At 70.8% G+C, this 25,794-nt stretch carries 23 protein-coding genes; 8 read left to right on the forward strand and 15 right to left on the reverse strand.

Translation table 11 applies throughout. The features are described from left to right. Together ACFYY8_RS25120 and ACFYY8_RS25125 are read right to left on the reverse strand one after the other, a co-directional pair. Window positions 1–675, reverse strand: coding sequence for a DUF6766 family protein (locus ACFYY8_RS25120; RefSeq protein ID WP_390044847.1), 675 nt, complete (start codon window positions 673–675; stop codon window positions 1–3). Between the two features lie 93 nt (window positions 676–768). Continuing rightward, a complete protein-coding gene (locus tag ACFYY8_RS25125) occupies window positions 769–1,158 on the reverse strand; it encodes a hypothetical protein (RefSeq protein ID WP_390044849.1) in 390 nt (129 codons plus the stop codon). Window positions 1,159–1,299: 141 nt separating this feature from the next. Here ACFYY8_RS25125 and ACFYY8_RS25130 point away from each other — a divergent pair, with 141 nt between their 5' ends. After that, a complete protein-coding gene (locus tag ACFYY8_RS25130) occupies window positions 1,300–1,761 on the forward strand; it encodes a carbamoyltransferase N-terminal domain-containing protein (protein ID WP_390044850.1) in 462 nt (153 codons plus the stop codon). Here the strand turns inward: ACFYY8_RS25130 and ACFYY8_RS25135 are convergent. Together ACFYY8_RS25135 and ACFYY8_RS25140 are read right to left on the reverse strand one after the other, a co-directional pair. Continuing rightward, complete coding sequence (locus tag ACFYY8_RS25135) at window positions 1,691–2,491, reverse strand: MFS transporter (protein ID WP_390044854.1); 801 nt, start codon at window positions 2,489–2,491, stop codon at window positions 1,691–1,693. The genes ACFYY8_RS25130 and ACFYY8_RS25135 overlap by 71 nt on opposite strands. Further along, window positions 2,482–3,357, reverse strand: a complete 876-nt coding sequence (locus ACFYY8_RS25140) for an alpha/beta fold hydrolase (RefSeq protein WP_390044856.1) — start codon at window positions 3,355–3,357, stop codon at window positions 2,482–2,484. The genes ACFYY8_RS25135 and ACFYY8_RS25140 overlap by 10 nt, the downstream gene beginning before the upstream one ends. 85 nt (window positions 3,358–3,442) lie before the next feature. On the opposite strand from ACFYY8_RS25140, the gene ACFYY8_RS25145 reads away from it, so the two are divergent. The 4 genes from ACFYY8_RS25145 to ACFYY8_RS25160 all read left to right on the forward strand — a co-directional run bounded on the left by ACFYY8_RS25145 (window position 3,443) and on the right by ACFYY8_RS25160 (window position 9,351). Further along, entirely contained in the window at window positions 3,443–4,003 is a 561-nt protein-coding gene (locus tag ACFYY8_RS25145) for a CGNR zinc finger domain-containing protein (RefSeq protein WP_390044858.1), read from the forward strand. A gap of 169 nt (window positions 4,004–4,172) precedes the next feature. After that, window positions 4,173–4,937, forward strand: a complete 765-nt coding sequence (locus tag ACFYY8_RS25150) for an SDR family NAD(P)-dependent oxidoreductase (RefSeq protein WP_390044860.1) — start codon at window positions 4,173–4,175, stop codon at window positions 4,935–4,937. A 132-nt stretch (window positions 4,938–5,069) separates the two neighbouring features. After that, entirely contained in the window at window positions 5,070–8,105 is a 3,036-nt protein-coding gene (locus tag ACFYY8_RS25155) for a BTAD domain-containing putative transcriptional regulator (RefSeq protein WP_390044862.1), read from the forward strand. Between the two features lie 67 nt (window positions 8,106–8,172). Then, window positions 8,173–9,351, forward strand: a complete 1,179-nt coding sequence (locus ACFYY8_RS25160; protein WP_390044864.1) for an FAD-dependent monooxygenase — start codon at window positions 8,173–8,175, stop codon at window positions 9,349–9,351. 114 nt (window positions 9,352–9,465) lie between these two features. On the opposite strand, the gene ACFYY8_RS25165 is transcribed toward ACFYY8_RS25160, so the two are convergent. Further along, on the reverse strand, window positions 9,466–11,076 hold the full coding sequence (locus ACFYY8_RS25165; protein WP_390044866.1) for an RICIN domain-containing protein: 1,611 nt from the start codon (window positions 11,074–11,076) through the stop codon (window positions 9,466–9,468). A gap of 415 nt (window positions 11,077–11,491) precedes the next feature. After that, window positions 11,492–12,382 carry a sigma-70 family RNA polymerase sigma factor gene (locus tag ACFYY8_RS25170; protein WP_390044868.1) on the reverse strand — a complete coding sequence of 297 codons (891 nt, stop codon included), beginning with the start codon at window positions 12,380–12,382 and terminating at the stop codon, window positions 11,492–11,494. Window positions 12,383–12,460: 78 nt separating this feature from the next. On the opposite strand from ACFYY8_RS25170, the gene ACFYY8_RS25175 reads away from it, so the two are divergent. Beyond that, on the forward strand, window positions 12,461–13,141 hold the full coding sequence (locus ACFYY8_RS25175; RefSeq protein WP_390044870.1) for an FMN-dependent NADH-azoreductase: 681 nt from the start codon (window positions 12,461–12,463) through the stop codon (window positions 13,139–13,141). 1 nt (window position 13,142) lies between these two features. Here ACFYY8_RS25175 and ACFYY8_RS25180 read toward each other — a convergent pair whose 3' ends face one another. Beyond that, window positions 13,143–14,039 carry a LysR family transcriptional regulator gene (locus ACFYY8_RS25180; RefSeq protein WP_390044872.1) on the reverse strand — a complete coding sequence of 299 codons (897 nt, stop codon included), beginning with the start codon at window positions 14,037–14,039 and terminating at the stop codon, window positions 13,143–13,145. Between the two features lie 150 nt (window positions 14,040–14,189). On the opposite strand from ACFYY8_RS25180, the gene ACFYY8_RS25185 reads away from it, so the two are divergent. Both ACFYY8_RS25185 and ACFYY8_RS25190 read left to right on the forward strand, forming a co-directional pair. After that, on the forward strand, window positions 14,190–15,017 hold the full coding sequence (locus ACFYY8_RS25185) for an NAD(P)H-binding protein (RefSeq protein ID WP_390044874.1): 828 nt from the start codon (window positions 14,190–14,192) through the stop codon (window positions 15,015–15,017). 17 nt (window positions 15,018–15,034) lie between these two features. Continuing rightward, a complete protein-coding gene (locus ACFYY8_RS25190) occupies window positions 15,035–15,661 on the forward strand; it encodes a DUF1772 domain-containing protein (protein ID WP_390044876.1) in 627 nt (208 codons plus the stop codon). Between the two features lie 27 nt (window positions 15,662–15,688). Here the strand turns inward: ACFYY8_RS25190 and ACFYY8_RS25195 are convergent, their stop codons facing one another. From ACFYY8_RS25195 to ACFYY8_RS25230, 8 genes are all read right to left on the reverse strand, one after another. Continuing rightward, window positions 15,689–16,954, reverse strand: a complete 1,266-nt coding sequence (locus ACFYY8_RS25195) for an MFS transporter (RefSeq protein ID WP_390044878.1) — start codon at window positions 16,952–16,954, stop codon at window positions 15,689–15,691. Further along, window positions 16,951–18,306: a hypothetical protein gene (locus ACFYY8_RS25200; RefSeq protein WP_390044880.1), complete on the reverse strand. Its 1,356-nt coding sequence runs from the start codon at window positions 18,304–18,306 to the stop codon at window positions 16,951–16,953. The genes ACFYY8_RS25195 and ACFYY8_RS25200 overlap by 4 nt, the downstream gene beginning before the upstream one ends. Then, window positions 18,303–20,132 carry a phenylacetate--CoA ligase family protein gene (locus ACFYY8_RS25205; protein WP_390044882.1) on the reverse strand — a complete coding sequence of 610 codons (1,830 nt, stop codon included), beginning with the start codon at window positions 20,130–20,132 and terminating at the stop codon, window positions 18,303–18,305. Before ACFYY8_RS25205 ends, ACFYY8_RS25200 begins: the two co-directional genes overlap by 4 nt. After that, a complete protein-coding gene (locus ACFYY8_RS25210) occupies window positions 20,129–21,382 on the reverse strand; it encodes an acetyl-CoA carboxylase biotin carboxylase subunit family protein (protein WP_390044884.1) in 1,254 nt (417 codons plus the stop codon). Before ACFYY8_RS25210 ends, ACFYY8_RS25205 begins: the two co-directional genes overlap by 4 nt. Then, the gene (locus ACFYY8_RS25215) at window positions 21,379–22,341 is read right to left on the reverse strand and encodes a 3-oxoacyl-ACP synthase III family protein (protein WP_390044886.1); all 963 of its coding nucleotides are present in this window, start codon (window positions 22,339–22,341) and stop codon (window positions 21,379–21,381) included. Before ACFYY8_RS25215 ends, ACFYY8_RS25210 begins: the two co-directional genes overlap by 4 nt. Then, entirely contained in the window at window positions 22,341–23,183 is an 843-nt protein-coding gene (locus ACFYY8_RS25220; RefSeq protein WP_390044888.1) for a TauD/TfdA dioxygenase family protein, read from the reverse strand. The genes ACFYY8_RS25215 and ACFYY8_RS25220 overlap by 1 nt, the downstream gene beginning before the upstream one ends. A gap of 30 nt (window positions 23,184–23,213) precedes the next feature. Next, a complete protein-coding gene (gene hemA, locus ACFYY8_RS25225; protein ID WP_390044890.1) occupies window positions 23,214–24,428 on the reverse strand; it encodes a 5-aminolevulinate synthase in 1,215 nt (404 codons plus the stop codon). A 447-nt stretch (window positions 24,429–24,875) separates the two neighbouring features. Continuing rightward, window positions 24,876–25,745, reverse strand: coding sequence for an NAD(P)-dependent oxidoreductase (locus ACFYY8_RS25230; RefSeq protein WP_390044892.1), 870 nt, complete (start codon window positions 25,743–25,745; stop codon window positions 24,876–24,878). Window positions 25,746–25,794 lie beyond the last annotated feature (49 nt).

Below are 25,794 nucleotides of genomic sequence, written 5' to 3' on the forward strand. Positions count from 1 at the left end.
TCAGTTCTCCGTGGAGGTCTCCTCGTGCGGGGTGCCCACGGGCTTGGACTCCGGTGAGCCACGCTGACGCAGGTAGATCGAGAGCACCACCATCGACAGTACGGCCAGCAGCTCCGACTGCCAGTTCTGCAGCGTACGGTTCCAGAAATCGGGGGAGGCGACATACCCTCCCAGGCTCACCGGGTCCTGCAGCTGCGACAACTGGCGGCGGTTGTAGCTCGCGGTGCCCGCGACCGCCTGGGCCAGCCAGGACAGCACGAAGATCGTCCCCATCAGCAGGCCGAGGGAGTTTCCGTACAGCGTCTGGCGCAGTCCGGTCGCCCCGGCCCATTCGGGACTGCCGGGGACGGCGTGCCGCCCGACCTTCTGCTCGGCGTCGCTTCCCGTGCCCTCCTCACCGGGTTTCTTCGACTCGGGTGAGCCCCGCTGCACCAGCCAGACGGTGATGACGATGAACAGCAGGAACTGGAGGTACTCCGACTGCCAGTTCTCCGCCACGTCGACGGCGAAGTCGGAGGAGGTGACGTACTGCCACCAGGAGACGGCCGACCCGCCGTTGGCGAGCTGGTCGGCGTTGACGTCCGCCACCCCCGCGACGGACTGGCCGACGACCGCCAGCAGGAAGGCCACCAGGAAGAACAGGCTCAACGCGTTGTCCCGCACGAAACGTCTCACGGAGCCCCCTAACGCTGCAGCAGGCCGATGACGAAGAAGTAGACCAACCCGGCCGTGATGACGGTCATCGTGACGACGAACATGGCGCGCATCTCAGGTCTTCACCTCGCAGCTGTACGGCAGGTCGCCCCGTGACCTGCACCCCGCCGCCCGCACCAGCCAGCCCAGGGGGAAGCGGTGCAGGAAGACGGTGTCGTGCGTGAGCCGTACCTGGGCCTCGTCCCCCCAGACGGCGGTCTCGCGGACCTGCCCGCCGGGCAGGTCGAGGTCGAGAACGGCCTTGGCGCAGACCTCGCCGCCGGTGCGCAGTCCTTCGACCGCGTCGGGGGCGAGCAGAGTGCAGGCGCGCTGCCCGTCGTGGTCGCGGACGGCGGTGTAGAAGCGCTCGACGGTCCGCTCCGCGGCGCTCTTCCCCTCCATGGCGCATCCCGACAGGCCCAGCGTGAGGGCCAGCGCGATCACCGGTACGGCTCGGACGTTCACCCGACCCCCCTACCCGGGCTTTCCCCCACCTCACCCGTCGCTCCGTCGGTGATCACCGTCCGACACGGGCTATCGTTCCCGGCGCTTTCCCGAAGAACGCCTCGCCGTTCACCATTTTTGACGACAAGCCCCAATTAACCGATGTACGAGGCGGTCACCGGGCACCTGGGGTTCATGCGGTCCAGCGACGAGTACAAGATGATGGCGCTCGCCTCCTACGGCATGCCTCGTTTCCTGGACGAGCCGCGGGAGCTGATCCACACCACCGGGGACGGCGGGTTCCGCGTCGAGCCGATCGACTGGGCGGCGTACGCCAAGGCGTTGCGGCCGGGACACGACTGGGGCGAGGAGCACGCGGACCCGGCGGCCGGTGCGCAGACCCGGCTTGAGGAGGTGCTGCTCGAACCGGCCTGCGGGCGGCGCACGTGCCGGCGGTCGCTGCTGGAGCACCCGGGGGCCTCGGTACCGGCCCGCGCCTGGCCGACCGCTGCGAACGGCCGCGTGAGCGATCCGGACCCGGTCTCCGCTGTGGTCACGCGCCGGGATCGGCGTGCGCCGGCGGGAGCGGCCCGCGCGCTCGGCGGAGCCCCGCGGCGACGGTGACCACGCCGCCGGTGGCCGGAAGCACCGCGACCGCGGTGGCCGTACCGCTCTGATCGGTTTCGCCGAGGTAGGGCATCAGATAGGTGTGGAGGGTGAACTGCCCCAGCATGACCAGGGCCGTGGCCGCCGTGACGATCCATACCGAGGGCAGCCGCAGTGCGCCCCGCAGCCCGCTGGGGGCGGGAGTCGCGGGCCGTTCGGGCAGCAGGACTCTCACGGCGACCAGGAGCAGGGCGGACAGGCCGCTCAACACGGCGAAGCCGGTGCGCCATCCGAGCGCCTGGCCCAGGAGGGTGCCCAGCGGAACCCCCGCGGTCAGCGCTGCGGAGTTACCGGCGAACACCACGGCCACCGCCCGTCCCGCCCTGTCATGGGTGACCAGCGAGGCGGCGTACCCGGCCATGGACGACCACAGCACCCCGTGCTCGACGGCGGTCACCAGGCGGGCCAGCAGGGCGATGGGGTAGTTCGGGGCGACGGCCAGCAACGCGTTCCCCACGGCGAACAGTCCCATGATCACCACCAGCAGCCGGCGGCGGTCCAGTCGTGCGGTCATCGTCATGAGAGGCATGGTCGCCACGATGATGATCAGCGAGTAGCCGCCCACCAGCCAGCCGATCCAGTCCTGCGGAACCCCGAGGCCGTGGCTCATCTCCGGCAGCAGGCCCATCGGGAGCGTCTCGGTGGTGATGGTGATCAACGCCACCGAGAACAACACCGTCAGTGCCACACACGGTCCAGGAAGTCGGCGACGAGCGGGGCGATTTGGGGCAGGTGGTCCTCCAGGGCGAAATGGCCGGTGTTCATCAGGTGGAGCTCGGCGTCGGGCAGGTCGCGCAGGTAGGCGTGAGCGCCGGGCCCGGGGAAGAACGGGTCGTCGACCCCCCAGGTGATGAGGGTGGGCGGGGTGTGCGTGCGCAGCCATGCCTGCCACTCGCCGTAGAGCTCGACGTTGGAGTGGTAGTCGAACGCCAGTGCCACCTGGGCCTCCTTACGGCCCGGCTGGTCGAGGAAGTGCTGGTCGAGGGTCCAGCCGTCGGGGGCGACCAGCTCGGGGTCGGCGACGCCGGTCTCGTACTGGCCGCGCGTGCCGGACAGGGTGAGCAGGCCACGGACGGCGTCCTCGGCGCCGGGGACGCCGGGACGCAGGGCGATGAAGTCGCGGGCTCCGTCCGACAGGCCCTCGGCGTAGGCGTTGCCGTTCTGCACCACCAGGCCTGCGATCCACTCGGGGTGCCGCCCGGCGAGCCGGAAGCCGATGGGCGCGCCGAAGTCGAAGACGTACATCACGAAGCGGGTCAGGGCCAGCCGCTGGACGAAGCCCTCGGTGACGTCGGCGAGCCGCTCGAAGGAGTAGGTGAAGTCGGCGGGGGCCACGGTGTGGCCGAAGCCGGGGTAGTCGGGTGCGATCAGCCGGTAGCGGGCGCCCAGCACGTCGATGAGGCGGCGGAACTGATGCGAGGCCGACGGGAAACCGTGCAGGAGCAGCAGGACCGGCGCGTCGGCCCGCTCGGGCAGTGACTCGCGGTAGAAGACCCGGACGCCGTCGACGTCGAGGTGGCGATGGACGGTGCGCGCTGTCAGAGGAAACGTCATAACTAATGCCTTTATTAGGAAATAATGCGTTAGTTATAGCCAGACCGTATCTAACGTGTCAACCGCCCGGAGTACCATTAGCTACATGAGTGATCTCGGCCCCCTGGTCGGGGAACCCCTGGCCCTGGACCTGGTCAACACCCGCACGGCCGACGGCGATCTGCTGACCACGCCCGAGCGACTGCACGCCTGGCTGAACCTCCAGGCCGACCGGTTCGCCGAGGCTCGCCGGCACCTCGACCTGACCGCCGCCGACCTGACCGCCGTACGCGATCTGCGCGAGCACGCCGCGCATGCCCTGGAGCGGGTCCGCGTCGGCGCGCGGCCGTCGGCGGCCGCTCTGGAGGCGCTCAACCAGGCTCAGCGCGGCGCGCCCGCCATCAGCGAGCTGACCTGGAACGGCGAGGCCGTCACGGCCACCCGGCACCGCACCGGCACGCCCGGGGAGCGACTGGCCGCGTGGCTGGCCGAAGCCGTGGCGGACCTGCTGACAGATCCGGCGGTGACCAACGTCCGCCAGTGCGAGGCCGCCGACTGCGTCATGCTGTTCCTGCCCACCCACCCGCGCCGCCGGTGGTGCTCGGCGGCCCGCTGCGGCAACCGCGTCCGTGTGGCCCGCCACTATCGGCGTCACAAGCACGCTTGACCCGTCTTCGCCGCGCGTGAGCCCGTTCCCCGGCGAGAGGCGCCTTCCACGATCATCCGCAGCACGGCGGAGCCGGTGAGCCGGGGGTGAGGGCGCGGTGAGGGGTGGGCGTCATGGTTCGGGGGTCGCCGGGACCACACCGAGGGCCGGCCGAGATCGAGGAGTTCTGATGGGTGTTCTCGCCGGCAAGACGGCGCTGGTGACGGGTGGTTCGCGGGGCATCGGCAGGGCGGTGGCGGTACGGCTGGCGGCCGAGGGTGCCCTTGTCGCCGTCCACTACGGCGGCGACGACGCGGCGGCCCGTGAGACGGTGGCGCGGATCGAGAAGGAGGGCGGCCGGGCGTTCGCCGTGCAGGCCCGGTTCGGTGAGCCGGGCGCGATCGACCGGCTGTTCGAGGGGCTGACCGAGGGGCTGGCCGGGCGTGGCCTGGACATCCTGGTCAACAACGCGGGCATCGGGTCGGGCAACCCCATCTCCCAGGTCACCCCCGAGGAGTTCGAACGGCTGCTCGCGGTCAACGTGAGCACGCCGTTCTTCGTGATCCAGCGCGCGCTGCCGCTGCTGAACGACGGGGGCCGCATCGTCAACATGGGCTCGACGGCCAGCAGGATCGCGGTCTCCATGCAGATCGGCTACACCGTCAGCAAGGCGGCGATCGAGGCGATGGCGCCGTCCCTGGCCAACGAGCTGGGCAGGCGCGGGATCACCGTGAACACGGTCGCGCCCGGTGTGGTGCGGACCGACATGACCGCGGGTCACACGTCCATCCCCGAGGTGGTCGCCGCGTTCGAGGCGATCACCGCGCTGGGACGGCTCGGCGAGCCCGAGGACGTCGCCGACGTCGTCGCCTTCCTGGCGAGCCCCCAGGGCCGCTGGGTGACCGGCCAGACCGTCGACGTCTCCGGCGGAACCTACCTCGGCCCCCTCATGTGACCGTCCTTCTGCCCCGGTCGCGGTCCGGGTCGTCCCCCGGGACGCACCGGGATGACCGGCCGTTCTCCGGCCGTGGTCCCGCGTGACCACGGCGAGCGAGCGCGGAGGGCGGTAACGGGGATAATCACGTATATGCGGTTTGGGCTCCTTGGGCAGACCTGTGCGTGGCGCGACGACGGGAGTGAGATTCCGCTCGGAGGTCCCGCCCGTCGCGGGTTGCTCGCGCTGTTGCTGGTGAACCCCGGTGAGGTGGTCTCCGCCGATCGGCTGGCCGACGAGGTCAACCCCGATGAGGCGCTGTCCGCGCACGCCCTGCAGTCGCAGGTGTCCCGGTTGCGTACGGCTCTCGGCACGGCGGCGACGATCGAACGGGCCGGGGCGGGCTACCGGATCGTGGTCGTCCGCGACGACGTGGACGCCTTCCGGTTCGAACGGCTGGCACGTGAGGGGCGGGCGGCGCTGCGGGAGGAGGACGCCGAACGCGCGGTGGCACTCCTTCGGGAGGCGCTGGCGCTGTGGCGGGGGCCCGCGCTGGCCGACCTCACCGACAGTCCGGCCGCCGTCCGTCTTGAGGAGCTACGGCTCACGGCGCTTGAGGACCGGGTGGAGGGTGAGCTGCGGCTCGGCGGGCACCGCGCGCTCGTGCCCGAACTGCGGGAACTGGCCGGCCGTCACCCGCTGCGGGAACGGCTGGCGGGGCTGCTGATGCGCGCGCTGTTCGCCGAGGGCGGGCAGGCCGCGGCGCTGGCGGCGTTCGAGGAGACCAGGCGGCACCTGGCCGACGAACTGGGCGCCGACCCCTCGGCCGAACTTCTCGCGCTGCACCGGGAACTGCTGGCCGCCGACCCGTCCCCTCCGCCCGTCGCCCCGCCCGCCCAGCTGACGTCCTTCGTCGGCCGGTCCGGGGAGGTGGCCGAGGTCGCCGAGTTGCTGCGGACATCCCGGCTGGTCACCCTGGTCGGCCCCGGCGGCGTCGGCAAGACACGGCTCTCGGTCGAGGTAGCCGGGGCTCCGGGGGTCGCCGGACCCACCGGAGGCGCCAGGTCCTCGGGGAGGGCCGCCGACGACGTGTGCTTCGTCGAGCTCGCCGCGCTGCGGGACGGCGCCGAGTTGCCGCAGGCGTTGCTGGGCGCGCTCGGCCTGCGGGAGAACGGCCTGCGTCTGGAGGTCGGTGAGCGACGGCCGGTCGACCGCCTGATCGCGGCGCTCGCCGACCGGGTGCTCCTGCTCGTCCTGGACAACTGCGAGCACCTCGTCGAGGAGGTGGCTCCGCTGGCGGCCCGGCTGCTGGCCGCCTGCCCCCGGCTGCGGGTGCTGGCGACGAGCAGGGAACCGCTCGGGATCACCGGGGAGCACCTGTGGCAGGTACGGCCCCTCGACGACGACGCGGCCGTACGGCTGTTCACCGACCGGGCCCGTGCCGTACGGCGTGGCTTCGCCGTCACCCCGGCCCCCGGCACGGCCGACGACGTCACGACCGCCGACGGTGGTACCGGACGGGTCGTGCGGCGGATCTGTGCGGCCCTCGACAATCTGCCGCTGGCCATCGAGCTCACGGCGGCCAGGCTGCGCACCCTGGAACTCGACGACCTCGCGGGGCGGCTCGACGACCGGCTCGCCGTCGCGGCGCGCGGCAGCCGTACCGCTCAGGAGCGGCACAGGACCCTGCGGTCGGTGGTGGCGTGGAGCTGGGACCTGCTGCCGGAGGCCGAGCAGCGGGCCGCGCGGCGTTTCACCGTCTTCACCGGGGGCGCGAGCGCCGAGGCCGCGTCACGGGTGTGCGGCATCGACGGCGAGACGCTGGAATCCCTGGTCGACAAGTCTCTTCTTGAGGTCGTCGGCGGGCGTTACCGGATGTTGGAGACCGTCCGCGCCTACGGTGCGGAACAGCTCAACGCGGCCGGGGAGGCCGAACCCGTACGGCGTGCCCACGCGCGCGACGTCCTCGACCTGTTCAGGACCGCCGCCCCGCACCTGCTGCGGACACGGCAGCTGGAATGGCTTGGGGTCCTGGCGCGTGAGCACGGCGACCTGCCCGCGGCGGTGCGCTGGGCCGTTGAGTCCTCGGATGTGGCCGTGGGCCTTGAGCTGCTCGCCACGGCCTCGACCTACCTGTGGATTCGCGGCGTCTCCCCCTCCGTCGCGCCGTACGCCGCCGCGCTGCTCGACGTGGTGGGTGAACGGCCGCCCGCCGGGCTCGGCGAGGAGTACGCGGTGTGCGTGCTGCTGGCCTCCTCCGGTCCCGGGGGACGGGAGGTGTGGCGGCGGCACCGCGCGGCGGCGGGGCGGGCGCTGGCCACCGCGTGGCCGGGTGACCGGCCGGGGCGGTATCCGGCCGTCCTGCTGCTGTGGATGATGCACAACACGGGCGGGGAGGGCGCGCTGGAGACGTTCGCGCTGATCACCGCCCAACGTGACTGCCCTCATGGGTGGGCGCGGGCGGTCGCCCGGTACGTGCTGGGGTTCGGCGCCCTGGGGGAGTTCTTCGGCGAGGGCGACTCCCTCGGGGAGAGCGGCCTGCCCGGTATGGCGGAGGCCGCGCGTGTCTGGGAGGGGGCCGTTGAGGAGTTCCGCGCGTTCGGCGATCGGTGGGGTACCGCACTGGCCCTGGACGCGCTCGCCGGTCTGGCGGTCGCACGCGGCGACCGTACCCGGGCGGTCGCACTGATCGACGAGGCGCTCGACCTCACCGACCAGCTCGGGGCCCTGGAGGATGCCGCCGACCTGCTGGTCAACCGGGGTGACCAGCTCGTCGAGACCGACCAGGCCGCGGCCCGCGCCGACTACGACAGGGCCGCCGCCCTGGCCCGGAGGGCGGGCAGTTCGAACTACGTCGGGGCCGCCCTGCGCGGACTGGGGGACATCGCCCTGGAGGACGGCGACCTCGCCGGGGCGGAGCGCCACTACACCGAGGCGCTTGAGCTGATCGACCCGCTCTGGATCAGGAGCGTGGGCAACCGGGTACGGCTGCTCGCCGGACTCGGCCGCCTCGCCGAGACGCGTGGCGACCGGGCCACGGCCGGAGCACGCTTCCGGCAGGCCGCCGAGTCCGCGACGGCCGTGACCGGGGCCCCCGGGGCGGACGCGCTGCGCCTGATCGGCCTGCCGGAGAGCCTCGTGGAGGCGGTGAGCTCCGGAGCCAGGGCGGCTCCCGGAAACGTCGTGTGAGCCTCGGGACGGCGGCGGTGAGTTCGCGGTGAGCCCGCGGTGAGCGTGTCGCGTGAGGCTGTGCGACATGAGAAACGTCCTGATCTCCGGTGCCTCGGTCGCCGGTCCCGCGCTCGCCTACTGGCTCTCCCACCACGGTTTCAAGGTCACGATCGTCGAGCGTGCCCCGGCGCTGCGTGAGGGGGGCTACGCCGTCGACTTCCGAGGGAAGGCGCACCTGTCGATCCTGCGCCGGATGGGGGTGCTCACCGACCTCGAAGCCGTCCAGACCGACATCACCTCCACGTGGTACGTCGACGGCACGGGCAGGCCGCAGACCAGGATGCCCGACGACCTGTTCTCCGGAGACGTCGAGATCCTCCGCGGTGACCTGGCCCGCATCCTCTACGAGGCGACCAGGGACCGGGCCGAGTACGTCTTCGGGGACTCCATCACCTCGATGACCGAGAAGGGCGACGGGGTCGACGTGACCTTCGAACGTGGCGCGCCGCGCAGGTTCGACCTGGTGATCGGCGCCGACGGGCTGCACTCGAACACCCGCCGCCTGGCCTTCGGGCCGGAGGAGGACTACGTCAAGCACCTGGGCGTCTACTGCGCGATCTTCACCACCGGCAACCACCTGGGTCTCGACCGCACCGGGCACGCCTACCTGACCTCGGGCAAGCTGGTGGCGATGTACAGCTCCAACGGCAACGCCGAGGCCAGGGCCGTCTTCTACTTCGCCTCACCGTTGCTGGAGGGCGTCCGCAGGAACGTGGAGCGGCAGCAGGCCGTGCTGGCCGAGCGTTTCGCGGGCAACGGCTGGGAGAGTGACCGGCTGCTGCGGGAGATGCGTCACGCTCCCGACTTCTACTTCGACTCGGTCGGACAGGTCCACATGGACCGATGGACCAAGAGCCGGGTCGCCCTGGTCGGTGACGCCGCCTACTGCCCCTCCTCACTCTCGGGCATGGGCTCCGGGCTCGCCCTCGTCGGCGCGTACGTCCTGGCCGGTGAGCTGGCCGTCGCGCGTGGCGACCACCGGACGGCCTTCGCCCGCTACGAGGAGACGATGCGGGAGTACGCCAAGGGCTGCCAGAAGATGGGAGAGGGCGTGGCCGGGTACATGGTCCCGGAGAGCCGCCTTCTGACCGCGTTCCTCCACCGGTACTACAAGATCATGCCGTACCTGCCGGGCAAGCAGATGATGGTCAAGAAGACGCGCAAGGTCGCCGAGAACGTCGTCCTCCGTGACTACGGGAACTAGGCATCGAACGAGTTATCCACAGTTTCCACAGGTTCGTACACAGGTTCGACGGGGTGTGCGTGGCCGAGCCGCACGACCGGGGGGTTGGTCGTACGGCTCGGCGGTCGGGGAGGGTCAGCCGACCTGGTTGCTGGTCCAGCGCTGAGTCGAGTCGGAGGAGTTGCAGGTGGCCAGGACCAGGGCGGTCCCGCCGCTGGTGCCGCTCGCCCCGACGCACTGGTTGGTGCCGACGCTCGCCTTGATCTGGTAGGTGATCCCGGAGATCGAGGGGAACGTCCACTTCTGCGCGGTCGCGCCGGTGCAGGGGACCTGGACGATGGACGTCCCCGCGGTGCCGCTGCCGGCCAGCGGGCTCAGGCACTTGGCGCTGTGCGCGCTGGTGATCGTGTAGGAGCTGCCGCCGGCCGCGGCCAGCTTCCACTGCTGGTTCTTCAGGCTGTTCTGCGGCCACTCCACGATGGAGGCGTTGTCCGCGGTGCTGAAGGCGTACAGGTCCATGGCCTGGTTCGGGCCGGTGGAGTCGACGACGTCGTTGGTGAAAACCGTGGTGATCCCGTTGTCGACGGCGCCCGCGGGGTTGCTGCCGGAACCGGTCAGGACGATCAGCCCGTCGGAGGGCGCGGAGGTGCGGGAGACGCCGCCGTAGGTGATCTTCTCCCGGATCGTGTAGGTCGCGCTGGTGTTGGTCATCAGGCCCGTCACCCGGACCGAGCGCTGCCAGATCGGGACGGTGGCGACCACCGTGCCGTTGCGCAGCACCTGGGCCTCACGGGTGACGCCGGAACCGTGGACCGTGGTGCTCGGCACGTAGGTGAAGACGATCTCGGTTCCCTCCACGTCCACGGCCCCGAACAGCTGTGGCGCCAGCGGCGGAACCGTGGTGATGGCCGGGACCGAGGAGCCGTGCTCCAGGTAGGCGCTGTCGTTGGCGGCGTTCCAGTGGGTGGACAGGTAGGTGCCGACCGGGGTGACGCCGAAGTAGTCGTCCTTGCCGCAGTCCAGCAGCCGGACGTCGAGCGGGTCGGAGCAGACCAGGCTCGAACCGCCCTGGCAGAGGGTCTCGTTGGAGTCGCTGCAGTGACCCCCGGAGGTGTGGTTGGGCGAGCCCGACAGGGTTCCGCCCAGGGCGTGCGCGAGTTCGTGGGTCATCTCGTGCCCGGTGGCGCAGCCCGGCGACAGGCTGATCAGGGCGCCGTAGGAGTTGTGGAGGTTCCCGCTCCCCGAGGTGGCGTCGTCGTTGATCCGGCCGTCGCCGACCGTGCCGCCGCAGCCGGTGCTGTTCTCGAAGTAGGCGATGTAGATGTGGTCGGTGTCGGTGTACCCGAGCGTCTGCAGCGCCCCGGTCCAGTCACCGTCGGCGGTTCCGGTGGGCACCTCGACGGAGTCGATGTCCACGTCACAGCCGGTCGAGCCGGTGGTCTCGAAGCGGACCCAGCGCTCGGCGCCGTCCCGGCGGGCGCTGTCGTTCACGTTCTCCTGGGTGACCCACGCGGCCTGCCGGATCAGCGGTTCCTTCTCGGTGAACCGGTTGGAACCCGGCTCGTACGCGTAGATGAGCTTGACGCGGTGACCACTGGTTCCGTCACCGACGCAGTGCACCTGCGAGACGACGGGGACGCTCGCCGCGGCGGGCGTCGCGGGGGCCAGGCCTACCATGACGAGGGCGGGCACCACGACGGCGACCGCCCGCGCCCATAAACCTCGCCTCACACGCTTCGATGACATCGGACCTCAACCTCTCCGCGACTTCCGGTGGTTCCGCGCGCACGCCGAAAGCACTCGTGTGTCCATGGCGAATGAAATCGACGACTGGCCGGATTCACCGGTCGCGTTTTGTGGGGGATTTCGCCCTGTTGGCGCGATCGCCACGATAACCCGCGTCCGATCGTTGGGGAACCGTCAAACGATAACGGAAAAGAAACTTTACAGACGGGGAAAATGTGACGCATGTTAAATGCGATTCGATTCACAAATCCATCGGACTGTCAAGCGAACGGACCGCGAACGATTCCCTTCGGGATACGAGGAGGTAAGACGGCCCTTTCCAGCTCAGGAACACTCTGCGCATCGGGAAAGTGAGCCACCGCTACCGCACGCCGTACGAAACGAACAGTTCTCCCGGGACAAACCTTTCCTTCTTCTATTTTTCATGTTTCTGCGAAAGGAATGGGGAGAGGGATAGGGCGCGGAGACGGGCGGGATCGGCGATCACCTCGTATTCGGTGATCATTCCTTCCTCGATCATGAACGTGAGAACGAGCAGGAGACGGCCGTACGGAGCGACCACCGCGCCCACTGTCCCGTCCACGAGAGCCGGTTCGGCGTACCTGGCCCGTCCGCCGAGAACGAGGACCTCCCCCGCGACGGCCCGCGCGCCACGGGAGACGGCCGGGACGCCCGGCGGCAGGGTCGCGGGGTCGGCGCGGCGCACCACCCCGGGGGCGAGCACCGCCAGGAGGGCCTCCATGTCCCCCTCACGGGAGGCGGCCAGGAACGCCTCGACGACCTGCCGGTCGGCGGAAGACGCCGAACCGGAGATCCTGGGCGGCGCGACCTTGTGGCGGGCCCGGCTGGCGAGCTTCTTCGTGGTGACCGTGGTGCGTCCGACGACCGGCGCGATCCGGTCGAACGGCACGGCGAACAGGTCGTGGAGCACGAACGCGACGCGTTCCGCGGGGGCCAGGGTGTCCAGCACCACCAGCAGCGCCCGGCCGACCGACTCGGCCAGCAGGGCCTCCCGCTCAGGGTCGCTCCCCCCGTCGCCCGGCTGTTCGAGAACCGGCTGCCCGAGCGGGTCCTCCCTGCGGGCCGCGCGGGAGCGCAACATGTCGAGACATACGCGGGAGACGACCGTGGTCAGCCATCCGGCGAGGTTGGCGATCTCCCCGGCGTCGACGCGGCCGAGCCGTAGCCACGCCTCCTGTACGGCGTCGTCCGCCTCCGCCGACGAGCCGAGCATCCGGTAGGCCACGGCCCTCAGGTGGTCCCGGTGCGCCTCGAACCGCTCCGCGAGTTCGTCGTTCCTGTCCATCCCGGTCACCTTCGCTCGCTCCCCCTCGTCAGTTCCATGACGAACACGACACGAACAAGGTGACACGGGGAGAAACCGATGACCGTCAACGCGCGACCGTTCCTGCTGCGGATCGACTCAAGTGCCGACGACTCCGGCGAGTCCGTCAGCAGGCGGCTGACCACGCTGTTCGCCGACCTGTGGTGCGAACGACACGGTGCCACCGGGTACCGCCACCGGGACCTGGCCGTCGAGCCGGTGCCGCCGATCTCCTCGGCCTACTGCGTCCTGGGCAGGCGGGTCGAGGTCAAGGGGTCCGTCCCGTCCTGGGAGGTCGGCGCCCTGGTGGAGAACGCGGAGGAGGAACGGGAGTGGGCGCTGACGCTGCCGTTGATCACCGAAGTCCTGGCGGCCGACACGGTGCTGCTCGGCGTGCCGATGTACAACTTCGCGGTTCCCGCCGCGCTGAAGGCGTGGATCGACCGGGTCTCCTTCCCCGGCGCCTTCCCCGAGGGGAGCCTGGCCGGGACGAGGGTCGTTGTGGTCGTCGCGCGGGGTGGCGCCTACGGACCGGGCACGCCCAGGGAGGCCTTCGACTTCCAGGAGCCCTACCTGCGGGCCTACTTCGGCGAGCTCGGGGTGGCCGGGGAGCGCCTGCACCTCGTCCGCGCCGAGATGACGCTGGCGGACAGGCTCCCGGAACTGGCCCGGTTCCAGCCGTTCGCGGAGGAGTCCCTGGCCGAGGCCACGGCCACACTGACCGCCCTGGTCACCGGTTGAGTCACCGGTTGATGAGCGGGTCCCGCCTGCCGGCCACATAGTCCTGGGCCGCCTGGACGAAGGCGCGGACGCGGTTGGACTCCGCCCCGGCGCGCCACAGCAACCGCCACTCGAAGACGGCCCCGTCGGTGAGCGGAACGTAGGCGACGTCCGGCCGCGCGTCGTACTCCGCGGCGTGGGTGGGGACGGGGAAGACACCCTTGCCCGCGCCGACGAGCGCGCACATCTCCTGGATGGTGCTGAAGTCCGGTCCGCGCTCGATGAGCGCGCCGCTGGGCGTACGGCGCGGCACCAGGGCCTCGTCGGCGAAGTCGGGCAGCAGTCGGGGACGCAGGACGTTCTCGTGGGCGAGATCGTCGAGCGTGACCGCGTCACGGCGGGCGAGGGGATGACGGGCGGAGACCGCGAGCAGCGGTTCCTCCCGGAACAGGACCGGGCTGGCGCCGAGCCCCGAGCCCTCCTGAGGCGAGAGCACGGCGACCAGGAGGTCGATCCTCCCCTCGTCGAGGAGGGTCGTGCCGTCGCTGTAGGCGTTCTCCCTGACCTGGACCTGGCAGGTGGGGTTGCGGGTGTGGAAGACGTCGGCGACCTCGTAGACGAACCGGCCGACGGCGGTGCCGATGAACCCGACGGTCAGCACTCCGTCGAGGCCCCGCCCCGCGGCGACCGCCCTGGCCACGCCGTCCAGGATCTGCTGGTAGGCGGGGGCCAGGTCCTCGTGCAGGCGGCGGCCGACCGGGGTCAGCTCGACCCTGCGGCTGGTCCGTTCGAACAGCCGGACCCCGATGCGGCGCTCCAGCTGCCTGATCGTCTGGCTGACCCTGGCCGTGGACACCCGCAGGTTCTCGGCCGTCCGCCCGAAGTGCAGCTCCCTGCCGAGCTCCAGGAAGATCTCCATGTCCCGCCGCTCCACCGCGGACCCCCGTTCGTGAACCTACGGGTTAACGAACGTTGCGTAACACGGCATTGTTCCGGGTTTCAGGATGAATGATCCTTAAGAGGTCAGCACGTTTCGGAAGACCGAAAAGACCACGGGGAGACGGGGAACATGGGAGAGCGCACGCCGACACTGGTGCTGGGCGGCACGGGCAAGACGGGCAGCCGCGTCGTACGGCGGCTGACGGAGCGTCACCTGCCCGTGCGGATCGGCTCCCGCTCCGGTGGGGTTCCCTTCGACTGGGAGAACCGGGCGACCTGGGCTCCCGCTCTGCAGGGGGTGCGGGCGGTCTACGTGTCCTACCACCCGGACCTGGCGGCCCCCGGGGCGCCCGAGGCGGTCGGCTCCTTCGCCGAGCTGGCGGTCGCCCAGGGCGCGCGGCGGCTGGTGCTGCTGTCCGGCAGGGGCGAGGAGGAGGCCCAGGCCGCGGAGGAGGCGGTGCGGGCGTCGGGAGCCGAGTGGACGATCCTGCGGGCGAGCTGGTTCGCCCAGAACTTCAGCGAGGGGTACCTGCTCGACCCGGTGCTGGCCGGTCAGGTCGTGCTGCCGGTCGGGCAGGTGCCCGAGCCGTTCGTCGACGCCGACGACATCGCCGACGTCGCCGCCGCCGCGCTCACCGAGGACGGGCATGTGGGTGAGGTCTACGAGCTGACCGGCCCGAGGCTGCTCACCTTCGCCGAGGCGGTCGCCGAGATCGGCGACGCGTCGGGACGCCATGTCGGCCTGACCCAGGTCTCCGCGAGGGAACACGCCGCCGCGATGCTCGCCGAGGGCGTCCCCGCCGAGGTCGTCGACCTGCTGACCTACCTGTTCACCACCGTGCTCGACGGCCGCAACGCCCACCTGAGCGACGGCGTGCGGCGCGCCCTGGGGCGGCGGCCCCGCGACTTCGCCGACTACGCCCGCGCGACCGCCGCGACCGGCGTCTGGAACATCTGAGACAGGGATACAGCATCATGATCAAGCTCCTGCAGACGGTCTCCCTGCTGGCCGCGACCCTCACCACCGGCCTCATGGCCGGGCTGTTCGCCGCCTTCTCCTACGCGGTGATGCCCGGCCTGGCGCGCTCGCACGACCGCACCTTCGTCGAGGCGATGCAGCGGATCAACGTGGCCATCGTCAACGGCTGGTTCATGGTCTGCTTCCTGGGCGGCCTCGCGTTCACCGTCGCGGCGCTGGTGCTGCACCTGAACACCGGCCGGGAACTCCTGCCCTGGATCATCGCGGCCCTCGTCCTGTACGCGGTCATGTTCGTCGTCACCAGCGCCGTCAACGTGCCGCTCAACGACCAGCTCGCCAAGGCGGGCCACCCCGGTGACATCGCCGACCTGGCCGCCGTACGGCACGCCTTCGAGGCACGGTGGGTCACCTGGAACATCGTCAGGACGGTCGCGAACGTCGCCGCCTTCGCCGCCCTCATCTGGGCCCTCGTCCTGCACGGCCGGGTCACCGCGGCCCCGGCCCCCACGCCGGCCCCCGGCGCCGCCGGGGCCACCCAGGCCGCGCCGTACAACCCGGCCGCGCCGTACGGCCGGGCCCCCCACGGACCCGCGCCGTACGGCCAGGCGCCCGGCGCGCGGTGAAACCGGCGGCGGGGCCGTCCGCACCGGTCAGGCCGGGGGCGCCTCGATCACCGAGGGCCAGCGCAGCAGGGCGGGCAGCGTGAGCAGGGCGACAGTCAGGTGCACCACCCCGCCCACCACCCAGGGGGCCGTAAGGCCGTAGGCGGCGGCGACCAGACCTCCGGCGAGGGCGCCGAGCGGGAGCGCGCCGAAGGCGATCATCCTGGTCGCGCTGCCGACCCGGCCCATCAGCCGGTTGGGGACCAGCCGCTGGCTGAGCGACTGGGCCATCACGTTCCATACGGACAGTCCCGCGGACCAGACGCCGAACAGCGCGACCACCACCACGGGCTGCCTGCCGAACAGGCCGATGGCCACCAGGCTCAGCGCGCTGGCGACCGAGACCCCGATGACGACGGAACGGGCGCCGAAGTGGGCGACGACCCGACGGCTGACCAGGCCTCCGGCGACCCCGCCGATCGCCATCGCGGCCACCAGGACGCCGTATCCCGCGTCCCCGACACCCAGGACGTCCCTGGCGAAGAGCACGGTGACCGACTGGGCCATGAAGACGCTGAAGTTGCTGGTCGCGGCCAGCAGGACGACGATACGAAGCACCCGGTGCCCGGCCAGCCAGCGCACGCCCTCCATCATCTCGGCGGCCACCCCGCGCCGCCCCCCGGCCGCCTCCGGGGCGGGAGCCACCCTGAAGTGACCGGCCGCGTTGCGGATCCGGGAGATCAGCACGATCGAGACGACGTAGGTCACGGCGTTCACCCACAGCGGCAGCGGGATGAACAGTACGAACAGCGCCGAACCGAGCGCGGGCCCCAGGAACATCCTGCCGAGCGTCTCGGCCGTCACGTTGCGCCCGTTGGCGGTCTCCAGGTCGGCGCCGCGCACGACCGTGGGGATCAGCGCCCGGCTCGACCCCATGAAGAGGATGTCGCCGACGCACAGCCCGAACGCCAGGATGTAGATCATCCAGATCCTGGTGCCGCCCAGCGTCACGATCAGCGCGACCGCGACGAGCAGCAGCGTCTGCGCCGTCTGGGCGCCGATCATCAGCAGGCGCCGGTCGTAGCGGTCGACGATCACGCCGCCGACCAGGGCGAGCAGCAGCCAGGGCAGCTCGGTGGCCAGCGGCACCCAGGAGATGAGCCGGGGGTCGTCGGTGAGTTTGCTCGCCAGCAGCGGCAGGGCCGCGATCACCACGCCCTCGCCGAGCGTCTGGATCGAGTAGGCCGTCAGGAGGTAGTTGAAGTTGCGGCCCAGACCCCCTCCGGCCCGCCGTACGGCCGTGTCCTCGGTCACCACGAGCCGGCCCCCTCAACCGCGTCGGGGTAGGTGAAGACGCCCGCGACCTTGGTCTTCGTGCCGGGACCCAGCGCCCTGATGTCCACCTGGCCGACCTTCTGGAAGCGGCAGCCGCCGCCCGCGTACCCCCCGGCCGGGGTGTAGTAGAGCCCCCAGCAGGCCTCCCACGGCTCGACGCGGCCGGTCACCGGATCGACGACCGGTTCGTGGCGCGGCACGACCCGCTCCTGCACGATCGCGCCCGTCTCCGCCCCGTCCCGCAGGGCCCGCAGCCACTCGCGTTCGCCGACCTCCCAGCCCGCGGTGATGCCCCGCCCGCTGTAGGCGTCGTTGGGTTTGACGATGAGGCGCTCCCTGCGCTCCACGTACTCGTCGAGCGAGTCCGAAGCGCCCAGGGATCGGGTCCAGGGCAGCACCCGGTCGATCAGCTCCCGCTCCTCGGCGGAGAGCCGTACCCCGAGTCCGGGATCGGACAGCAGCGTCATGCAGGCCTTCTGCCGGTAGATCTCCGTCTCCAGCGGGGTCCAGACGACCACGCTCCCCTCCTCGTGCGCGGCCAGGAGCCGCTCGGTGAGCCGGAGACCCTCGGGATGGTCGACGACCTGGTCCACCTCGAAGACGCGGTAGACCACGTCGACCGGGGTGCCGCGGAACAGGACCCGGCCGTTCCCGAAGCTCAGGTCGGCGATCTCACCCAGATGGCAGTCGAGGCCGAAGTCGCGCAGGAGCCGGTGCAGCGGGCGCCAGGCCACGCCGTAGTCGGCCAGCCCGCCCTCCCCCTCGATCAGGGCGACCACCGGATCCCGGCCCCCGGTGACGGCCGCGCCCGCCTCGCGCAGCGCCTCGGCCACCTTCTCCGGGGCGTCGGTGAAGCCGAGGCGGTGCCGTTCGGCGAAGGCGCGCAGCGCGTCGTGGTCGAGCATGGCCCTGGTCGCGGGGCCGACCCATTCGAGGCCGCCGGTCTCGCTGGTCGCGTTGAACTCCAGGATCTTGAACGACTCGCCGTCGTGGTAGGCGTCGATCCGGCCGAAGCGGTACGGCCTGACCCCGCCGAGCCGGCGCATGAGCCGGGCCCTGCGCGGTTCGATGCCCAGAGTCCGGCAGAGCCGGTCGAGGTCTCCGTCGTAGAGCCGTTCTGGCAGCGACATGAGGATGTCCACGGCGCGGACCGTGTCGTCGGCGAACCGGTTCAGCTCCCCCTCCCCGACGAAGACAGGCCGGTTCAGATACTGACGGTCGATGCCCGCCAGGTACGGGAAGCGCTCCTCGTCGTGCAGGTCGATCTCCGCGAGGGGACTGCCGCCGCGTAACAGCTCCTCGTTGTACAGCTCCGTGACGCGGTTGGTCATGAGGTCGCTCCGGATCCGACGCGCCGGTCGATCACCGGTCTGACCTTCCCGCTCACCGGGTTCCTCGGCAGGCCTCCCTCGGGATGGCACTCGACGAGCAGCCGGAACACCTCAAGCCCGTCGCCGAAGGCGTGCCGGTCGCTCAGTGCCTCGAACTCGCTCCCCAGCAGGTGCCGTACCTTCTCCGGGTCGAGGTCGAGCGGTGACTCGGTACGGACGACCACCGTGTCCGTGCCGTCGCTCGAGGTGATCTCGACCTGGAGCCGGGAGACCTGGAAGACCGCCAGCGCGGTGAGGATCTCGTCGTACAGCACCGTGCGAGCCTTGACCTTGATCAGGCCGTCCGACCTGCCGAGATACTCCAGGATCCTGCCGGGGATCCCGCAGCCGCAGTCACGGCCGGGCAGGACGCGGCCGACGTCGCCGATCCGGTAGCGGATCAGCGGCCCCTCGAACTTCTGCAGGGCGGTGACGAGCAGGTGGCCGGGTTCGCCGTCCGGCACCGGGCGACCCTCCTCGTCCACCACCTCGATCAGGTTGTAGTCGTCGCACAGGTGGTGCAGCGTGCCGTCGAGGCCGGGGCACTGGTAGCCGAGCTGGGCGCCGTCGTTGGCCGCGAGGATGCTGGAGATCACCCGGACCCCGAGCCGTTCGCGCAGCCACGCCTTGTCGGTCTCGGTCATCGCGGTGCCGCCGTAGACGACCTTCTCCAGGCGCAGGCCGGGATCGCGGGTCGCGGCCTCACGCAGCAGGGGCAGGATCAGCGCGGGCTGGCCGACGACGGCGTTGACGGAGAAGTTCCGCACCAGCGCGAGCAGGTCGTCGACCGTGATGTGCTGGCCGGTCGTGTAGCACTCGATCGGCATCCGCGACAGCTCGCAGCTGCTGGTGATCAGGCCTCCGTAGAGGCTGCCGCCGAACAGGGCGTTGACCAGCCGGTCCCCCTTCTCCAGGCCGACGCCGTACAGCATGGGCACGGCCTCGCGCACCATGTTGGACCAGTCGGTGAGGGAGTAGACGATGTAGCGCGGCTCCCCGGTGGTCGCCCCGCTGCGCAGGATCTCGCCGCTCGGCGGCGCGTCACTGGACATGTCCCGGCTGACCGGCGGCGTGTGGGCGTCGAGAACCGCCTTGTCCAGGATCGGCAGCCGGGTCAGGTCCTGCCGCCCGGTGACGGCGGGCAGGTCCCGGTAGTACCGGGTACGGCGGGCCCGCCCAGCCAGGTAGCGGAGCTTCGCCCCGATCCGTCCTGGTTCCTCGGCCACGTCCCGGCCCCGGGCCACGGCCAGGGAGACACCGGCCAGGTGGTCGCGGGTGAACAGCCGCCCGACCCACCCGGCCCTGGCGTCGGCGGCCAGTTCGGCGGCCTGCCTGGCGGCCTCGGTGGGGAAGTCGCCCCGGACCCGGGGCGGCGGGACCTCGAAGGGCGGCCCCGCCGTACGGTCGTCCCGGTCCGTCACCGTGACGTCGGGCAGGGGCACGCCCGCCCCGGTCAGCAGGCCGGTCACCGCGAGCCACAGGTCCCGGCGCCCGGTGCGCACGACGACCCGGTTGCCGGTGGCCAGGCCGTACAGCAGGCCGCGCAGGGTGGCCCGCGGTTCCTCGTCGTCCAGCGGCACCGTGCCGACGGGGGCGAACTCCTCGACGTCGCCGTCGGGCAGGGGCCGCCACGGATACCGGCCGAGGCCGTCGAACAACTCGTCGAGGGCCTCGGTGAGCGCGGTGCCGTTCAGCAGGCCGGTCAGCCCGTGCTCGGCGAGCGCCTCCACGGGATGGCGTTCCGCGTGTTCGACGGCCAGCAGCAGGTCGGTCGGATAGTGCCTCACCGCGCGCCCTCCGGCCTGACGAGCTCCGCGCCCCCCGGCCTGACGAGCCGGCCTTCCCGCCCGGTGGAAGGGCCTCCCGGTCTCACGAGGGGGGCCAGGACGAACTCGCCGAGGATCTGCCTGAGCACGCCGGGGTCGGGGTGCGAGGCCTCGATGAAGACGGGGATCTCCCACTCCTGGTAGGAGATGTGGTCGGGCAGCGACTGCCTGCCGTCCAGGCTGTGCACCTTGTCCACCCACGGGTGGTTCCTGATGTGGTCGGGCACCTCCACCGTGTAGCCCTCCGCCGGCTTCAGGTGGTGTCCGGGGAAGATGGCGAAGCCGTGGTAGCGCCCGCTCGCCGGCCTCGGTCGCGGCCTGGGCCAGCCGAGGCGGATGGCGATCTCGTGCGAGGGCAGGTGCACCCCGGTGTGGCGCAGGTGCGAGGTCACGATGCCCGCGCCGCCGAGCCGGTTGGCGACCTCAAGGAAGACCAGCTCCTGCTCCTTGGTCTCGAAGAACTCAAGGTGGACGCAGCCGGTGTCGATCTCCAGTGCCTTGAGCGCCCGTTCGGCGAAGACCCGGTGGCGTTCGTCGTGCTGGATCTGGTGCGAGGCGATCGGCGTCCCCTGCGCGAAGTCCAGCGGCGTCCGCACGCACCTGCTGAACACGACGTCGACCAGCTCGCCGTCCTGGACCAGCCCGTCGGCGTGCAGGACGTCGCCGTCCACGTACTCCTCAAGCTCGAACCCGCCGGGGTCGCCGAGCGCGCGGCAGGCGGTCAGCGCCGCCTCGGCCGTCTCGTGGATGACGACCTCCTGACTTGAGGCGCCCTGCCGGGGTTTGAGGACGGTCCTGCCGCTCCACGGCAGCGAACCGGATACGGCGTCGGCCGCCACGAAACGCGGGTGACGCACCCCCGAGCCTTCGAGCGCCTCCTTCATGCTGACCTTGTCGCGCACCCGGCGCAGCCGGTCGAGGGAGGGGCCCTCGATCCCGAGGTGGCGCCGTACCCGCCAGGCCAGCAGGACACCGTCCTCCGACAGCGACAGCAGCTGCTCGAACCCCTCGGCGGGGGAGACGTTCTCGATGATCCACCCGGCCAGGTCGTCGGCCGGGCCGACCTCAAGTCTCCGGCAGCGCAGCCCCTCGGGCAGTTCGGCGATCCGCTCCGCGCGGCCGACGTAGGTGACGTCGTGGACCTCGTGGTCGATGGCGAGGTGGTAGTCGATCTTCCGGTAGGGAACCTGGTGGACGACCAGAATCTTCATCGCGCGTACTCCAATGCGGTGACTCCCCAGCTGAAGCCCATGGCGCTCGTGGCCAGGAGGACCAGGTCCCCGCGCCGCAGCGCCCGCCGTTCCCTGAGCCCGTCCAGGGCGATCAGGGTGTCGGCGCCTCCCATGTGGCCGAGCCTGTGGTAGTTGAAGACGCTCTTCTCCCGTGGCAGCCCGAGCTCCCGCAGCAGCCGCTCGTGCATCCTCCGGTCACCCTGGTTGATCAGGAAGTGGGCGACGTCGTCCCGTTTGCCGCCGACGGCCCGCAGGGTCTCCTCGACCAGCCGGGTGAAGTTGTCCACGTAGGCGTCGGCGAGCCCGGAGCGGTGGGGACCCCTGCGGATGACCAGGCGTCCGTCCCGCTGCTCGCCGTGGTAGTAGTCGGCCCAGCTCGGGTCGGTCCGCACCGCGGTGTGCAGCACCTCGAAGGCGGCCTCCCGCCTCGACAGCAGTACGGCCGCCGCCGCGTCGCCGAAGTTGAACAGCTCCTTGGACCCGGGGTCGGCGTGGTCGACCAGCTGGCTGAGCCGGTCGGCGACGAGCACCAGCGCGTACCCGTCGCCGCGCTGCCCGGCGAGCCGGTCGAGGGCGATCCTGATCGCGGTCGTTCCCGCGTTGCAGAAGTTGGCCACCTCGAAGCAGTGCGCGTCCTCGACGCCGAGTTCCGCGGCCACCCGCGCCGCCGGCGACCAGAACGGGACGTCCCACTCACCGGAGCCCGCGAAGATCACCTGCCTGACGTCCTCCGGCCGCGTCGCCGTACGGCTGAGCAGTGCCCTGGCCGACTCGGCGGCGAGTTCCCAGGACTGTTCCGTCTCGCCCAGGACGGGGAACTCCTCGGTGTGCGTGATCTCCCTGATGGCCTCGACCGGCACGCCGGAGGCCCGGTGCATCAGGTGGACGGCGGCCCGTCCCCTGGGGAGACGGACCTCGAAGTCGACGATGCCGCCCATCAGTCACCGGACTGGATGCTGACGCGGTGCACCGTCCGCCCGACGCCCGGCTCGACGGCGGTCGCGCAGTGGTAGGTCGTCGCGGTCTTCCAGATGACCAGGTCGTTGGGGGTCCAGCGGTGGGTGTAGACGTGCTCGGGGTCCTGGACGAGTTCGTCGACGAGCGCGAAGAAGGCCGCGTTCTCGTTGGCGTCGAAGCCGACCACCGAGTCGAGGTACTCGGGCGAGCCGTACAGGTAGGGACGTCCGGTGAAGGGGTCCTCGCGCACCAGGGGGTGCTCGACCTTCGGGTGCTCGATGTCGATCAGCGCGCGGAACTCGGCCACCGACAGGCCGACGTGCTCCTTGCCGATCCGCAGGCGCTTGTTGACGGTCGCCAGGGCGTTCCTCCCGGCGATCCTGCGCTTCCACTCCTCGGGGAGACGTTCGTAGACGTCCACGGCGCTGGCGTAGAGCGTGTGCCCGCTGGTCGAGGGCACGTTCACGCCGTGCAGCATGGTGTAGGGCGCCGGGTCGGCGATGTAGGAGGAGTCCTGGTGCCAGAAGTTGCCGACCCTGGCCACCCCGACCGGTTTGTTGTTCCGCACCTCGTTCGAGGAGATCATGATCTCTTCGAACTCCGGATGGCGGTACTCCCTGAGCAGGAAGGGAACGGGTCTGCCGAGGCGCCTGGCCAGGGTGATCTGCTGTTTCGGGGTCAGCTCGACGCCGCGCACGACCACGAGTTCGCGTCGTCGCAGATTGTCCACGAGCTGGTCGAAGAGTTCGGGGCGTTCGAGGTCCTCGTAGGTGACGCCGGTCAGTTCGGCGCCGATGAAGGGGGTGATCTCACTGATCGTCATGGTTGGCCCTCTCGTCGGATTCTGAGGCGTTCAGGAGTCCAGGCTCTTGCGCAGCGCGACGACGAAGTCGTCGATCTGGCCGGAGGTCCTGAAGGGCGGAACGGTGATCCGGAAGCGCTCCGCGCCCCTGGGCACGGAGGGGAAGTTGATCGGGGTGACGTAGACGTCGTGTTCCTCGAAGAGCACGCGCGCCACCCGCCTGACGTGTTCGGCGCCGGGCACGAGCACCGGGACCAGGTGGCTGTCCGCGTCGAGGAAGCCGATCCCGGCGGCCTGCAGCGCCTGTTTCAGGTGGCGCACGTTGTCGGCCAGCGCGCGCCTGAGGGCGTCGCCGTCCTGGATGAGCTCCAGGCTCCTGAGCGTGGCGTCCAGGCTGGAGTGCGGCAGCGAGGTGGTGAAGATGAACCCGGGCGCGTGGGAGCGAACGTAGTCAAGCGCCGCGTCGGGACCCGCCACGTATCCGCCGACCGTCCCGAAGGCCTTGCTGAAGACGCCCTGCACGAAGGTCGGCCTGTTCTCCCCCGCCTCCTCGCACACTCCGGCGCCCGTCGGGCCCCTGGTGCCCACGGCGTGCGTCTCGTCCACGAAGGTCAGCGCGTTGTACCTTTCCGCGAGGTCGCAGATGGCGCGCACCGGGGAGACGTCGCCGTCCATCGAGTAGACGGTCTCGAACACGATCAGTTTGGGACGGTCGTGGTCGTACTGGGCGAGCGCCCTCTCCAGCTCGTCGAGGTCGTTGTGCGGGAAGATGTGTTTCGCGCATCCCGTACGGAGGATCCCCTCGATGAGGGAGCGGTGGTTCTTGGCGTCGGAGAAGACGACGATGCCGGGGAGCGCGGAGATGACGGTGCTCAGCGTCTCGAAGTTGGCGATGTAGCCGCTGGAGAAGACCAGCGCGCGTTCCTTGCCGTGCCAGGCCGCGAGTCTGGTCTCCAGTTCGACGTGGGCCGCGCTGGTGCCCGCGATGTTGCGTGAGCCGCCGCTGCCCGTGCCGTGTTCCACGGTCGAGTCGAGTTGCGCCCGGATGACCTCGGGGTGCTGGCTGAGCCCGAGGTAGTCGTTGCTGCACCAGACCTGGACCCGGCCCGCACCGTCGCCTACCCCGTCGTCGGCGCCGTGTACCGCGTGGCCGCGTTCGGTGGCCAGGTGGGAGAAGGGCACGAAACTGCGATAAAGCCCGTCCTTTTTAAGTTCTTCGATTTTCTTGGGAAATATCCCCAGCAGCGTGTTCGTGTGCTCCGTCAACGTCCGCATGATGATTCAACCCCGGTTTCTGGAGGAGTCGGCCCAACCTTCGGCCTGTGGCGACGGCGCCCGTGAGACAGACACGGCGATCCGGCGGCCCCGGCCCCAGGGGCACGCGCCACGGAAAACGAAACGGGTCAGCCGCTTCGGCGGCCCCCGGCCTCTCAGCTCTCGGTACAGGTCCGACAGGTGGTGGACACGCCACCAGGCTCCGGACGGGACGTCGCCGCCCCGCGTGCGCCGGAAAGATCAGCTCTCGTTCTTGCCATCGATCTCGTCGCCCCTATCGCGAGAGTGGCCACGGAAGTGCTGTCCCACACAGAGTCCCTAAACAGGGATATGTGCGCTATTTCCTGTATTACCTACACAGACAGTAGGGATGTTGGGAATTCCTGTCAAGCCGGGGTTTATCAGCGCTTGAAGGAAATCAGCCGTGTTTTCCGGCCGTCACCTGGGGGGTTCCGGACGGTGGCGAACCAGCTCGACGACCGCCGCGATGTCGCGGTCCGCCCAGCCGTTCTCCGCGGCCTCCTCGTAGCGTCGCTCGACCAGCCGGGCGACGGGCAGGTCGAGACCGAGGGACTCCCCGAGCTCGACGGCCAGCCGTACGTCCTTGGCGCCGAGCGGGGTGGTGAACCAGCCCTTGTGGTCGCCGTCGAGGACGTCGTCGAGCCGGTTGTGCAGGGCGGGGGCGACGGTCGGCCAGCGGCTCAGGAAGTCGCGAAGCCTCTCCTGGTCGAGTCCGGCCGCCTGACCGGTCGCGACCACCTCGCCGAGCACGGCGAGCCCGGCCATGAGCAGATAGTTGCTGAGCAGCTTGAACGTCAGCGCGCCACCCGGGTCCTCCCCGCAGTAGTGCTGGACCGCGAACAGGTCGCACCAGACGGGGTCGAGGTCGCGGGCGTACTCCCGATCTCCGCCGATCAGCACCGTGGCCTGTCCCTCGACCACGGCCTGCGGCCCCCCGATGACCGGCGCGGCCACGAAACGGCGGCCCGGCGCGATGTCCCGCAGATCGCGGGAGGTCGAGGGGGAGACGGTGCTCATGTCGGCGATGACCGTCGCCTCGTCCTGCCCGAGGGCGACGAGCCGTCCCATGACGTCGCGACTGGCCCGGTCGTCGGCGAGGGACAGCAGCACGGCCTCGGCGTCCAGCGCGGCGTCCAGCGGTGAGTGGACCTCGGCCGCGCCCGCGTCGACCACCTCGGCGGCCCTGCCCGGCGTACGGTTCCAGACCCGCACCGTGTGACCGCGGGCGAGCAGTCGCTGGGCCATCGCCCTGCCCATCCGACCCATCCCGAGCACCGCTACCCGCATTGCCTTCCCTCCGTCGTCCCCGTTCCCGCCTACCGGAGGGCTTCCCTGA

This window comes from Streptosporangium sp. NPDC001559, from assembly GCF_042893955.1.
Taxonomy (GTDB): Bacteria; Actinomycetota; Actinomycetes; order Streptosporangiales; family Streptosporangiaceae; genus Streptosporangium.